The sequence below is a fragment of the Deltaproteobacteria bacterium genome (genome assembly GCA_016874775.1).
Lineage (GTDB): Bacteria > Desulfobacterota > Binatia > Bin18 > Bin18 > VGTJ01.
The window spans coordinates 1-11843 of sequence record VGTJ01000180.1 but is presented as its reverse complement, the minus strand read 5'-3'; the positions used below and the strand labels follow the sequence as shown (position 1 = coordinate 11843).

Below are 11843 nucleotides of genomic sequence, written 5' to 3'. Positions count from 1 at the left end.
CCAAGTCCAAACGCGGGCCGAAGAAGCCAGTACCTCACAAACTGAGTGGCAAAAAACAAACGCACGTATCGACTGCGCGGATTCTGGCGATGCGACGGTAGTCAACCGACCTTTACAGGGATGGCCGCAATGGGTTGCCCAGCGCTGCGCAGCTCAAAAATCTCCTCACGCTTGCTCCGGATACTGGTGGTAATGCTGGCGGACTCTTCGAGGGGCGGCGCATGTGGGGAGCAATCGTGGACCGGAGCGGTCAAATCTGTAGCGTGGCTGTGTCCCAAAATGATTCGACCCAAGCCTGGCCAGGGAGTCAGGCGATTGCGAAAGCGAAAGCGTATACGGCCAATGCTTTTAGCCTTGACGCATTGGCTCTTTCCACGGCGCGTCTGTACACATTCGTCCAACCTGGTCACTCCCTTTATGGATTAAATCACTCTAACCCTTTTGATCCGAAATCCCTTTCCTCCCCGAATACTGACAAGGGACAAACTGTAGGAGGAATCATCACCTTTGGAGGGGGAGTGCCACTCTACGACAATGGCAAAATTGTTGGCGGATTAGGAATAAGTGGGGATACCGCATGTGCAGATCATGAGATTGCAAAACGCGTACGAGAGCTTGCTAATCTGGAACCACCAGGCGGCAATCTTGTTGACGACATTACCTACAGTGGGGCTGATGGCGCTACTCCTTTCACGCACCCCTTGTGCCCCAACACATTCCGCAACGGCACTTTTATTGGTAACGAGGCGAACGCAGCAGGATACTGAGTGTTCTTGAGCATGTACCTCGCGAGAGAGGATTGGAGGGTCACGATTCTCTCTGTTCTTGGCTGTCGGGGCCTCGACTGGAAACAGACCCTCACTCTGTTGCATCATGGACCATAGGAAGTATGAAGTGTCCGTGAGCAACAAGTGAGGTGTCGATGATCCAACAAGGACGAGTAAATGCCGGGCCGGATTATGCAGATTTGCATCGCCATGTCGGTGGCTCAGTCCATCCGAAGGTACTCTATGGCTACCTGTCTTCGGGAAGCGCTGACGTGGGAACCACCCCAACCGAACGCAATATCATCCAGGAACTCCTAAGACGATTTCCCACCTATGCCGTTCTCAAGGAACATTTTGCTAATCGCAAGCCGACACTCGATGATTACCTTGAACTGCATAAGCTCGTCGAACCGCTGCAGACGCCAGCGACCATGAGTTATTTTCTCTATCGCGTTGTTCGTGGCGCGCGGATTTTTGAACAGACGTCGATGTTGGAATTACGTTTCTCTCCGTATTTGCGCACTGATCCCTCGCTCGACCGAAGGGATCGGATCGCTACAATGGAGGCTGTCGTTGAAGCGATTGCCGCTGGAGCGAAGGTACCGGAGTATGCAGTCGATGTTCGGCTGGTACTGTGTCTTCACACGATGTTGCCGGACGAGATCAACGACGCAACCCTCGACCTTGCATTGACCCGTCGTGACCTTATTCGTGGCATTGATGTCGCCGGGCCGGAAGCACCACTCGGCGAACGGCTCGATCACTTTGTGAGTTTGTATAAGAAGGCAGCTGATCATCATTTGCCAGCAACCGCACATCTTGGTGAAACCTCACCCGCTCATGTTCATCCTGAACTGTTTCCATATTTGCGTCGGATTGGTCATGGAGTGCAGATTCCATTACATCTACCGCACCTATTGCCGGAAATTCGTCGTCGAGGCATTTGCTTTGAGTTGTGTCCGAGTACGTATCTGCAAACTGGAACCTTTGCTGACCTCGCTCCTGTACGTGAGGTAACGAAACGGCTCGACACGGAAGATATTGATTACTGCTTTTGCACTGACAACCCGGCCTTTAACGGACGTTATCTACAAGCTGAGCACGAAGTTGCGCTAGAGAACGAATTGATCAACTTCAGTGGCCTCGTTCGCTGTCAGCGCAATGCCTTTAAGCATGCGTTTTAGGAAACTTTTATGGATCCACAACTCGCTAATGCATTAGCGGAGATCACCACCGGTATTTATGTCCTCACCGTTCGTGAAGGTGACAAGCTACATGGCATGTCGTCTTCATGGGTGACACAGGTGTCAGGTGATCCACCGCTGATTATGGCGGCGGTCGATACGCGCCATTTCAGTCATGGGTTCATTGAGCGACAGAGTGTGTTCGGTCTCAATGTGGTTGGTCACAAGAGCAAAGAACTCGAAGACTACTTCTTTTCGTCGGCTTCACGACGACCAGATAACCTTGAGCCCTTTGCTTATGAGTTTGGTGAAACAGGAGTGCCTCTCCTCGCGATCGCTATGGCAGTATTTGAATGTCGAGTTGTGGCGAGTTATCCCGCTGGTGACCACACATTGTTCGTGGCCTCGATTGTCCGGGCTGAAATCCGCACGCAAGATCAGCCGATAACGTCCCATGATTTGCCGTACATTTATGTCGGGGCGGTGATTCCCAGGCAGAGGAATTGACAGAACAATCACGGCTCTGTTAGCAGTCAGGAACTCTGCAGAGTAGGAGCATCTATGGCGATTGATCCGCGCGAACTGCGTAATGTCTTTGGTGCCTTTGCCACAGGCGTTACTATTATCACGACCAAAGACCCAAACGGTAAACCTTTTGGGCTGACCGCGAATTCGTACACTTCTTTGTCGCTTGACCCACCGTTGGTGTTGGTGTGTGTCGACAAGAAAGTCGACTGTTATGCCTGCTTTGAGCAGTCAAAAGTTTTTGTCGTCAATATCTTAGCTGAAGGCCAGGATCAGCTCTCGACGCGGTTTGCGACTAAGGGAATCGAGAAGTTTGAAGGTGTCCCTACCCATGAAGGGAGTGTTGGCGTACCGTTGCTCGACGGTGCGATGGGTTATATCGAGTGTAAATTGATCAATGGTTTCGAAGGTGGTGATCACACCATCTACGTTGGCGAAGTACAGAACGCCTCGGCGTTTGGTGATCGACCGTTACTGTTCTTTAAGGGGAAGTACTCTCGGCTACCACAGTAGAGATTGATGATGCCGTGAAACGGAGAATCGGAGACAGGGAGAATCGGAGATAGAGAGAAACGGAGATAGGAAGGAACAGAGGCTATCTTCTTATACTCCGATTCACCGTTTCCCCGATTCTCCGCTTCGTTTTCAGAAGCCCCTAATCCCTATAAGATTTTCTTCTCTTTCACTTTCCCGTTTGCATCCAATTCGTACACAATCGGTACCCCTGTCCCGAGGTTGAGCTCCAACACTTGCTCTTTGGTTAATTGATCGAGATACATGACGATCGAACGCAGGCTATTGCCGTGTGCGGCGACAAGAATATTCTTGCCAGCTTTGATCATTGGTAGAATCTTGGCTTCGTAATAGGGGAGGGTGCGCGCAGCAGTATCTTTAAGGCTCTCGCCACCTGGAGGTGGGACGTCGTAACTGCGTCGCCAGATATGCACTTGCTCTTCACCATATTTTTGCGCGGTTTCCGCTTTGTTGAGTCCTTGCAGATCGCCGTAATGCCGCTCATTGAGTGCTTGGTCTTTTTCCACTGGAATGCCACGTTGTCCAAGGATATCGAGGGCAATTTCCATCGTGCGATTCGCACGTTGTAACACCGAGGTAAACGCGACATCAAAGCGAACATTGGCGGCTTTGAGTTTCTCGCCTGCTTGACGAGCCTCTTCTTCGCCTTTGGGGGAAAGCGGGACATCGACCCAACCAGTGAAACGATTCTCAAGATTCCACTGCGATTCGCCGTGGCGCAGTAATACCAACGTTGCCATTCAATCTCCTTAAAAAAAGAATACAGAAGTCAGAATACAGGAGACAGAATGGAAAAGACAAACCCACCTTCTCATGCTGTCTCCTGCCTTCTGTTTCCTACATTCTTGTTTCACTTCCGCGCCCTCTGCCCAAACAGCACCTTCTTCGCTTCGTCAGACATTTCTTGTCGCAGTTCTTTGCCAACCTCAAAACCGCGAATAACCGCCGGACGCGCTTTCATGGCTTCGTGCCAACGCTTGAGGTTCGGGAACTCGTTGAGGTCTTGCCCCATGCGCTCGTAGCCGACGATCCACGGCCACGACATCATGTCAGCAATCGAGTACTCACCTGCAAGAAACTGGAGCGTGGCTAACTGTTTGTCCATGACACCATACAGACGATTCACTTCATCTGTGTAACGGTTGATGCCGTATGCAATCTTCTCAGGCGCATAGTGGCGGAAATGATTACACTGGCCAGACATGGGACCGAGTCCACCCATTTGCCAATACACCCACTGCAGGACTTCATACTTCCCGCGCGGATCTCTCGGCATGAACTTGCCGTATTTTTCGGCCAGGTATTCATCGATTGCACCGGACTCAAAGATTGCTATTGGCTCGCCACCGCCCAGCGGTTCATGATCGACAATCGCTGGCATACGATTATTGGGCGAGATCTTCAGAAAGCTCGGTTCGAATTGTTCGCCCTTGCCAATGTTCACAGGGATAATGTTGTACGGAACACCGAGTTCCTCGAGGAGAATTTTCACTTTCCAACCGTTCGGCGTTGGCCAGTAATAGACATCAATTGGTTTTGCCACGAGCGCACCTCCGTCTACGTCGATGAAAAATTTCGTGGCCGATACTTGCAGGGTCAGGCTGGTGAGTAAAGCGGGTTAAGGCGGTAGCACTCAAGCCAGTTCTCCTGAACCGACTCGGAAACTCTATGGCAAGGCCGACGACTGTGGTAAGGTAACAACGATTCCATTGACTAGAAGAGAGATTGTTTATGCCAGAGGTTTTATCCATAGATCAGTTTGTGGAGCGACAGCTACAAAGCGGCAAATACCAGAGTTACGAAGCAATGGTAGAAGCGGGCCTGCGGTTGTTACAAGAACGAGAGCAGGAACTTGATGCGGTGACTGATTCTTTACGTCCTGCGGTCGAGGATTTTCTGCGAGGAGATCGTGGCGAGGAGATGGATATTGAGGCCTTCTTAGCAGAAGAGAACAAACTGCTTTCTTCTCGTTCGACCTGAAGTCGCATGGCTACCCCGCGTTATCACCAGCGAGCAAAAGCTGATTTACAAGCAATCTGGCGTTACCTTGCGACGCGCAATCCTACGGCGGCAGATCGCTATCTTCGGGAACTTCAGGAACGCGCCTTTCTTATGCAGTTACACCCACATCCGGTAGGCCAGAGCCAGACGTAGCTGAGCGATTGAAGCTTCCACCTGATACTACCCTGCGTAGCTTCTTGTATCGTAACCATCGCAGTTACTATTTCGCCATCGATACTGGAATTGTGATCTTACGAGTACTTCCCACTCGGCGAGATAGGAATACTGCCTTAGAAGAATAATCCCTTCTCCCTTAGTTCCCCTCCACATGTAGATTCAAGTAAAGAGATCAGCCTGATTCTTTGTCTCCCGTCCCTTCACAAGCATAGGCCAGGTCTGCTATCACATGGGGAGCGTTTTGCGCACTCACTAGGAAAAAGGAGTGACCAGTATGATTGTTGGATACTTTACCGAACGACCGTATCGTTGGCTGAAAGAGGACGATGTCCTCAAACATGAAGGTTTCTTCGCGCTGCCGAATACCCTTTTTGACCGCGCGAAAGCCGCGGATGACTATAACTATTGGATCGATGAGTATTGCGAAGCTGAAGAACTCGGTTTTGATGCGCTGATGCTCAACGAACATCATGGCAACCCGTTCTGCATGGGTGGTGTGATGAACGTTGAAGCGGCGATCCTGGCGCGCGTCACTAAACGTGCGAAAATCGTGTTGATTGGCAATCCGCTTCCGGTCATTAAACATCCGCTGCGCATGGCGGAAGAACTCGCTGAAATTGACCTCATTTCACGTGGCCGCCTTGTCACCGGTTGGGTGCGTGGCGCGGGCAGTGAACAGTTCTTCAATAATGCCAATCCTGCGTACAATCGCGAGATGTTCAACGAAGCCCACGACTTTATTATCCAGGCGTGGACCAAACCTGGCCCGTGGCGCTATGAAGGCAAACATTTCCATTATCGCCATGTGAACCCGTGGGCACTGCCGTATCAGAAGCCACATCCGCAGATGTGGATTCCTGGTGTGTTAAGCCCAGAAACCGTGAAGTGGTGTGCTGAGCACGCGTATCCATACCTTGGCCTTGTGACCAACCTTGGTCCGACTTGCGATATTTGGGATATGTATGCCGATGTCGCTGCAGAGCGTGGTTATCAAGCTGGACCTGAGAACTTTGGTTACCTGATGGGCGTGTTTGTCGCCGAGACTGACGAGAAAGCCCAGGAACTTGGCAAAGGCTTTGTGTTTGGTGGTGGCGCGAATGCCTTCTCGCGACCTGAACACACGTTGCCTCCAGGCTACAACTCCAAAGGTGCGATTCGCTTGCTCGGTCGTCGCCCTGGCGGCGGCTGGGTCGGCTTAAGCGCGGATCGCTTGAAAGAAATGCAGACTGGCAAGAAAGAAGGCGAGACCAAGAACTACGACGAGATCCGCGCCAAACTACAAAAGTCGTACGAGAACGCGCAAGCTAACTTGCTGATGATTGTGGGCTCGCCAAAGACTGTGACCGAGAAAATCAAATCGATTCTACAAGTGCTGCGTCCTGGCGTGTTCACGTTGTTCCAAGTGCAAGGGACAGTCGGCAATGAAGATCGCCTCAACAGCATGCGTCTGTTTGCCAAAGAAGTGATCCCACCGATTAAGGAATTCGCTAAGCAGATCGAGCTGACCAACCCCTTCCAACGTTTTCCTGGCTCAGTCAAACTGACTGCTGGAACCAAACGTGGTCCAGTGGTTGATCGCACCCCGTTAAAGTCGCTGAAGATTGATACCGGCGCGACTTCGGTCTAACGTTGATATGAGAGGTGGGTTCTGCTCACTTCTCTGTGTGTGATTTAGAAGGGCAGCCCAGAATGGCTGCCCTTTTTTTGTTTAATGTCTTGCACCGCCTCCCCCAAAAGGAGTAAAGGAGAACAATTAAGGAACCGGTTATACCGATTCGGAGGCGAAATCCAATAATCTAAAAGGAGGGTACCCTATGGCACTGACGAGCGAGCAATTCGCGCAAGAGTTGCGAAAGATGGTTACGCAGCGGCGGGCGTTCTGGGATCATCCGTGGATTCAGAAATTCCGTCGGGCTGAGCTAAGCAAGGATCAGATTCGCAGTTGGATGGAACAGCAATTTTATCTCACTGGCAGAGTCCATGATCTGATTGGTCCTTTGTATGTCAACTGCGAAGATGCGGAAGTACGGGCTCACATTCTCGATAACCTGATCGAGGAAGAGACCGGACGGATGTCCAAGAGTGCGCCGCATCCAGAACTGTATATTCGTCTGGGCTGTGCTTTGGGTAGCACGCGAGAAAAGATGATCAACATTCATCCCTTGCCCGAGTCTGTCGCGTTACGCACATATTGGACATGGGTCGTTGCTCATCGTCCTTTTATGGAAGGGCTCGCGGCAGTTAGTATCGCCGGTGAGGCGCAGGTTCCTGGCGCTGGCAATGAATTTGCCCGTCTGCTTGAGGAGAAATACGGACTTACGCATGAGCAGACCGCTTTCTGGTGGGTACATGAAGAAGCCGACAAAGAACACGGAGGAAGCGCGAGCGAGACCGTATCTAAACTGGCAAAAACTGACGAAGAGCAACGACGGGTGCGTGACGCGGTCGAGCATACGCTAGAGCTTTTGTGGCGTTTCTTTGATGGTCTCGACCTCGCCTATGGTGGAATGCGGAAAGCAGCCTGATTGTCAGCTCTTCGCCGCAACTGATAGTTCCCTCTCCCTGCGGGGGAGGGCGAGGGTGAGGGAACCTAATAATGAGAGTCGCTGAGGAAGAAATTCCCCAGCGATTTCGTTAACGATCTCCAACAATTCCCAACGCGCTACAGATCTCGTCCATCACTTTCTGTTCTCGTCCCTCGACACGACTGTCGGCAAATATGGCAACACGGGCCGCACTGTGGACAAGCTCTCGTTCTTTCGGTTGATCTTTCACGCGGGCGATTTCCGATAGCACGTGTTCTCGACTGCCTTCGGGGTCAGACAACAACGCTGTTGTCAAATCACGAAACAATCGCTCAACCGCAGCCAGGTCGAGTCGCGGAAATGCGTCGGATCTCTCACGAATGATGTTCATGAGTCCCGCAACTTCAGACTCTGCAACATTGCCATCTGCGGCTGCAACAAAAGCAAACGCGCCACAGACCGCTCGGACAAGATCGTCAGTAATCGTGTTATCGAAGCGAGACCATGTGGCCAACGCATAGGCAGTTGATTCATCTAAACTCATTGGTCATTCCTCTTTCATTTTTCGGGGATTATACTTGTGATCTGCCAGTTAGGAAACTTGGAGGACCGCAACAGAAAAAGGGGGAAGTATGCTGAAAGTCATTGCCACCGTCATTCGTCACGCGAACATCTCTCATGATGAACTCGTGAAAGTATGGGAAAACGTCCATGCCCCACATGTTGTGAAGATGGCGCAACCGCTGCGCTATCGCATCACCTTCTTTGACCCACAACAAACCCCAGACGACCCGGGGTTAGATGGCATGGCTGAATTGTGGTTTCGTGACAAGCAGCATTTCGATACCACGATCGGCAAGAATGCACCGCCAGAGATTATGGCTGATCGCTTTGACGAATATGCGGACTTCACCAAAGGTCACTGGTTGACCGTTTCCGAACATCTCAACGTCGATGGTCCGACTACACGCGAGACCACTAAGCTGGTCTACTTTGTCAAACGGCGCCCGGAGATCGAACGTGCTGCGTTAGATAAATACTGGCTTGAGACTCATATTCCAAATGTCGCAGTTGCATTGCGACGAACCCCGACCGCCAGACGCTACACCGTCAATCTCGTCGGCCCCGCTCGCGAGCGTGTCTACGATGGCATTGCGCAGATCTGGATGGAAGGAAAAGATCCTAGTTTCGCCGATGTCACCAGCTATGAACCCGATCAATTTGGCGAATTGATTCAGCCAATGCTGATTGCACGCGGGCATGAGATTCGTATTGTCGATTGATCATTAAGGAGGACCCGCCATGAGCCGCATTATTGATGCTGATAGTCATTTCATGGAGCCATTGGATCTGTGGACTCGTTACATTGAGCCACGCTATCGGGACCGTTGCGTACGTTTCGAACGATCGAAAGAGACAGGACGTTACGTGTTGTGGGTGAACGGACAACCTCTTCCGAATTCAGGTGACCTCACTATTGAGGAGTTACTTGGCGTTGCCGTTGGCTATGGCCAGAAGGAAACAGGCAAAGGACTCAAGTCGTTTGACCCTGCGGAAGCGTTCAGTCGCTCACTCGAAGATATGCCGTCACGCGTACGATTCCTTGATGAAGAAGGAATTGAAAGCCAATTCATCTATCCAACTTTAGGGCTGTTCTGGGAAGACTTAGTACCTGACCCGGAGCTGGCTGCTGCACATGCGCGTGCCTATAACACCTGGATGGTAGAAATGTGCGCAGGGTATCGTCAGCGTTTGTATCCGGTAGGTCACTTAACGTTACGTTATCCCGGCGACGCTGTACGAGAATTACACTGTCTCGCGAAAGCCGATGTGAAGACTGTTTTCGTTGGTGCGTTACCAATCGACGGCAAGAGTTTTGGCCATCCTGACTACGATCCCGTCTGGGCCGCAGCACAAGACGCCAACATCGCAGTGGGGATTCATCTCGTTGTGCATGCTCACTATCTCGGCAACGAGTGGTACAAAGACCGCGAGCCGGGCTTTATGTTTCTCAGTATGAATACCATTCAAGATCCGCGCATGGCGCTGACTACGATGGTGTACGATGGCGTGTTCGAGCGCTTTCCGCGTTTGCGTGTGGCGACGATTGAGTCTGCCAGTGGTTGGATCGCCGAGTGGATTGATCGACTTGATTATCGTTTCAGCTACATGGGCCATACCTGCCAGATGAAACGACCTGCGAGTGAGTATTTCGCGCGCAACATCTGGATCTCTGCAGACCCACACGAGCGCACGTTGCCGTACATGATCGAACTCCTTGGTGACGATAAATTCTTCATTGGTTCGGATTATCCGCATGCTGAGGGATTCACTGAGCCCATTACCAGAGCACGCAAGGCGTTAGCAAAACTTCCTGAAACATCTGTGAATAAAATTCTTGGCGAAAATGCAGCGCAGTTTTTTGGGATATAAGAGGAGACGTGTATGCCTTTGTTTGCCAACAAGGTTGCTGTGGTGACAGGAGCCAGTCGTGGACTTGGAAAAGCAATTGCGCTCGAACTAGCGAACGAAGGCGCGCGGGTGGCCTGTGTGGCAACGAAGGCCGAGAATGCTGCAGAAGTTGTCGCTGAGATTCGCAGCGGTGGCGGAGAAGCAATTGCGCTGGGCTGTCGTGCCGAAATTGGTGCGGATGTAAAAGCAACATTTGCACAAGTTGAAGAGCAACTTGGTCCGGTTGCCATCCTCGTCAACAACGCTGGTGTGACATACCCAGAGGCAACGCTCGACATGAGCGAAGAGAACTGGGACCTGCATATGAACGTCAACGCCAAGTCGATCTTCCTCTGCTCTCAAGCTGCAGCACGACAAATGAAGGCCCATGGTGGTGGCTCCATTGTCAACATCGGCTCGATCCTTGGGCGCAATGCGTTCCCTGCTACGTTAGGTTACTGTGCCTCGAAAGCTGCCGTCGATCACATGACCCGTGTGATGGCGATCGAATGGGCGCGCTACAAGATTCGCGTCAATTGTATCGCCTCGGGATACGTCCGCACTGATTTGATCGACCGCTTGGCTGAGGAACAGAAACTCACACTGAGAGATCTGGAGAAGCGTACGCCCCAGCGTCGCCTCGGAACGGGGGCAGATATTGCCAAAGCCGTGCGTTATATTGCCAGTGAAGATGCAGGCTTCGTCACTGGCGAAGTCCTCGTCGTCGATGGAGGCTGGACTGCATTTGGATATTACTGATCTATGGGCCACGTAGGATTACCATGAGCGAATATCAATACTATGAATTTCTCGCGCTTGATCGTCCGCTCTCAGCTGCAGAAGCCCAACCATACCTACTACTACTTGCGCAAGGGAAGGGACAACAGGCTGAGTCCCAACTCCGACGTGCCTACATTACCTCTATACGTCCCTCCTCTACGGCACCAGCCAAGGCGGCAGCAAAACGTCGCACGGTCGCAGACATCCGCCAACATATTGCCGAGGCTCGCGCCGAACGTCGTACGCGAGAGGCCAAACAGAAACAAAGCGAACTAGAAAAGAAAGGTAAAGAACGAGGACGTTATCTACAGACGGTGGCAATGGAAGTCGATCGCTACTGGAAGAAAGTCGACGAACTGGTAGCACAGCAGACCGCGTCAGCATACGATCAAGTGCGTGACCTGTTGGTTGATCTATCTGAAGCCGCGACGCTCACGCAGAAACGTAACGACTTCACGCACAGATTCAATCAATTCTGTACAGTGCATGGCCGCCGCCCGGCGCTAATGAAAAGGTTGGAGCGAACGAAACTTATGGCGTGAGGCTACTTGATCTTTTCAGGCTAGTAGTCAGTCCATTTAATTTTGAGGGATAGGGTTTCGTCATGCCCGCGCAGGCGGGCATCCAGGGAAATTCAGCCGTGGCCTGTAGTTCAGCCTCCTGGATTCCCGCATTCGCGGGCATGACGTCCCTTGAGTTATCCATCAAAACTTTCTGGACTATCTAGTACTACTCCGTTAAGTAGATTATGCTGAACTAAAGAGCGGAATGTGCTGCGCAAGGTGATACGTTCGACACTGTGGACACTGGGTAAAGTTGAAAAGGAGATTGAGCCACCGCCGGAGGGCGGGCAGAGTCCAGCGCGCGTTTTTTTTTCTGCCGCAAGAGTTGCAGAAACC

At 51.7% G+C, this 11843-nt stretch carries 15 protein-coding genes; 12 read left to right on the top strand and 3 right to left on the bottom strand.

Features of this window, described 5'->3' with window-relative positions; all coding sequences use genetic code 11:
- Positions 1–221: 221 nt before the first annotated feature.
- The 4 genes from FJ147_23485 to FJ147_23470 all read left to right on the top strand — a co-directional run bounded on the left by FJ147_23485 (position 222) and on the right by FJ147_23470 (position 2989).
- Positions 222–767, top strand: coding sequence for a heme-binding protein (locus FJ147_23485; GenBank protein ID MBM4258852.1), 546 nt, complete (start codon positions 222–224; stop codon positions 765–767).
- Positions 768–922: 155 nt separating this feature from the next.
- Positions 923–1951 (top strand): adenosine deaminase, encoded by a 1029-nt coding sequence (locus tag FJ147_23480; protein ID MBM4258851.1) that lies wholly within the window; start codon positions 923–925, stop codon positions 1949–1951.
- 9 nt (positions 1952–1960) lie between these two features.
- Positions 1961–2458, top strand: a complete 498-nt coding sequence (locus tag FJ147_23475; GenBank protein MBM4258850.1) for a flavin reductase — start codon at positions 1961–1963, stop codon at positions 2456–2458.
- Between the two features lie 54 nt (positions 2459–2512).
- Positions 2513–2989, top strand: coding sequence for a flavin reductase family protein (locus FJ147_23470; GenBank protein ID MBM4258849.1), 477 nt, complete (start codon positions 2513–2515; stop codon positions 2987–2989).
- Positions 2990–3138: 149 nt separating this feature from the next.
- Here FJ147_23470 and FJ147_23465 read toward each other — a convergent pair whose 3' ends face one another.
- Positions 3139–3750 carry a 2,3-bisphosphoglycerate-dependent phosphoglycerate mutase gene (locus FJ147_23465; protein ID MBM4258848.1) on the bottom strand — a complete coding sequence of 204 codons (612 nt, stop codon included), beginning with the start codon at positions 3748–3750 and terminating at the stop codon, positions 3139–3141.
- Positions 3751–3860: 110 nt separating this feature from the next.
- Positions 3861–4553: a thiol:disulfide oxidoreductase gene (locus tag FJ147_23460; GenBank protein MBM4258847.1), complete on the bottom strand. Its 693-nt coding sequence runs from the start codon at positions 4551–4553 to the stop codon at positions 3861–3863.
- Positions 4554–4741: 188 nt separating this feature from the next.
- Here FJ147_23460 and FJ147_23455 point away from each other — a divergent pair, with 188 nt between their 5' ends.
- From FJ147_23455 to FJ147_23440, 4 genes are all read left to right on the top strand, one after another.
- Positions 4742–4990, top strand: a complete 249-nt coding sequence (locus FJ147_23455; protein ID MBM4258846.1) for a type II toxin-antitoxin system ParD family antitoxin — start codon at positions 4742–4744, stop codon at positions 4988–4990.
- 6 nt (positions 4991–4996) lie between these two features.
- The gene (locus FJ147_23450; GenBank protein ID MBM4258845.1) at positions 4997–5164 is read left to right on the top strand and encodes a type II toxin-antitoxin system RelE/ParE family toxin; all 168 of its coding nucleotides are present in this window, start codon (positions 4997–4999) and stop codon (positions 5162–5164) included.
- 298 nt (positions 5165–5462) lie between these two features.
- Positions 5463–6815, top strand: coding sequence for an LLM class flavin-dependent oxidoreductase (locus FJ147_23445; protein ID MBM4258844.1), 1353 nt, complete (start codon positions 5463–5465; stop codon positions 6813–6815).
- Between the two features lie 187 nt (positions 6816–7002).
- Positions 7003–7713: a hypothetical protein gene (locus tag FJ147_23440; GenBank protein ID MBM4258843.1), complete on the top strand. Its 711-nt coding sequence runs from the start codon at positions 7003–7005 to the stop codon at positions 7711–7713.
- Positions 7714–7822: 109 nt separating this feature from the next.
- On the opposite strand, the gene FJ147_23435 is transcribed toward FJ147_23440, so the two are convergent.
- The gene (locus tag FJ147_23435; GenBank protein MBM4258842.1) at positions 7823–8257 is read right to left on the bottom strand and encodes a hypothetical protein; all 435 of its coding nucleotides are present in this window, start codon (positions 8255–8257) and stop codon (positions 7823–7825) included.
- Between the two features lie 88 nt (positions 8258–8345).
- Here FJ147_23435 and FJ147_23430 point away from each other — a divergent pair, with 88 nt between their 5' ends.
- From FJ147_23430 to FJ147_23415, 4 genes are read left to right on the top strand one after another with little or no spacing between them, the layout of a single operon-like run.
- Positions 8346–8996 carry a hypothetical protein gene (locus tag FJ147_23430; protein ID MBM4258841.1) on the top strand — a complete coding sequence of 217 codons (651 nt, stop codon included), beginning with the start codon at positions 8346–8348 and terminating at the stop codon, positions 8994–8996.
- A gap of 19 nt (positions 8997–9015) precedes the next feature.
- Positions 9016–10146 carry an amidohydrolase gene (locus FJ147_23425; GenBank protein ID MBM4258840.1) on the top strand — a complete coding sequence of 377 codons (1131 nt, stop codon included), beginning with the start codon at positions 9016–9018 and terminating at the stop codon, positions 10144–10146.
- 12 nt (positions 10147–10158) lie between these two features.
- Positions 10159–10923 carry a glucose 1-dehydrogenase gene (locus FJ147_23420; GenBank protein ID MBM4258839.1) on the top strand — a complete coding sequence of 255 codons (765 nt, stop codon included), beginning with the start codon at positions 10159–10161 and terminating at the stop codon, positions 10921–10923.
- Positions 10924–10946: 23 nt separating this feature from the next.
- On the top strand, positions 10947–11486 hold the full coding sequence (locus FJ147_23415) for a hypothetical protein (GenBank protein MBM4258838.1): 540 nt from the start codon (positions 10947–10949) through the stop codon (positions 11484–11486).
- Positions 11487–11843 lie beyond the last annotated feature (357 nt).

What these genes read in the sequence shown, in the direction of transcription:
- FJ147_23445 (MBM4258844.1), top strand. Translation starts at nt 5,463, where the DNA reads ATGATTGTTGGATACTTTACCGAACGACCGTATCGTTGGCTGAAAGAG.
- FJ147_23420 (MBM4258839.1), top strand. Translation starts at nt 10,159, where the DNA reads ATGCCTTTGTTTGCCAACAAGGTTGCTGTGGTGACAGGAGCCAGTCGT.
- FJ147_23455 (MBM4258846.1), top strand. Translation starts at nt 4,742, where the DNA reads ATGCCAGAGGTTTTATCCATAGATCAGTTTGTGGAGCGACAGCTACAA.
- FJ147_23430 (MBM4258841.1), top strand. Translation starts at nt 8,346, where the DNA reads ATGCTGAAAGTCATTGCCACCGTCATTCGTCACGCGAACATCTCTCAT.
- FJ147_23425 (MBM4258840.1), top strand. Translation starts at nt 9,016, where the DNA reads ATGAGCCGCATTATTGATGCTGATAGTCATTTCATGGAGCCATTGGAT.
- FJ147_23465 (MBM4258848.1), bottom strand. Translation starts at nt 3,750, where the DNA reads ATGGCAACGTTGGTATTACTGCGCCACGGCGAATCGCAGTGGAATCTT.
- FJ147_23485 (MBM4258852.1), top strand. Translation starts at nt 222, where the DNA reads ATGTGGGGAGCAATCGTGGACCGGAGCGGTCAAATCTGTAGCGTGGCT.
- FJ147_23475 (MBM4258850.1), top strand. Translation starts at nt 1,961, where the DNA reads ATGGATCCACAACTCGCTAATGCATTAGCGGAGATCACCACCGGTATT.
- FJ147_23470 (MBM4258849.1), top strand. Translation starts at nt 2,513, where the DNA reads ATGGCGATTGATCCGCGCGAACTGCGTAATGTCTTTGGTGCCTTTGCC.
- FJ147_23435 (MBM4258842.1), bottom strand. Translation starts at nt 8,257, where the DNA reads ATGAGTTTAGATGAATCAACTGCCTATGCGTTGGCCACATGGTCTCGC.
- FJ147_23415 (MBM4258838.1), top strand. Translation starts at nt 10,947, where the DNA reads ATGAGCGAATATCAATACTATGAATTTCTCGCGCTTGATCGTCCGCTC.
- FJ147_23480 (MBM4258851.1), top strand. Translation starts at nt 923, where the DNA reads ATGATCCAACAAGGACGAGTAAATGCCGGGCCGGATTATGCAGATTTG.
- FJ147_23450 (MBM4258845.1), top strand. Translation starts at nt 4,997, where the DNA reads ATGGCTACCCCGCGTTATCACCAGCGAGCAAAAGCTGATTTACAAGCA.
- FJ147_23440 (MBM4258843.1), top strand. Translation starts at nt 7,003, where the DNA reads ATGGCACTGACGAGCGAGCAATTCGCGCAAGAGTTGCGAAAGATGGTT.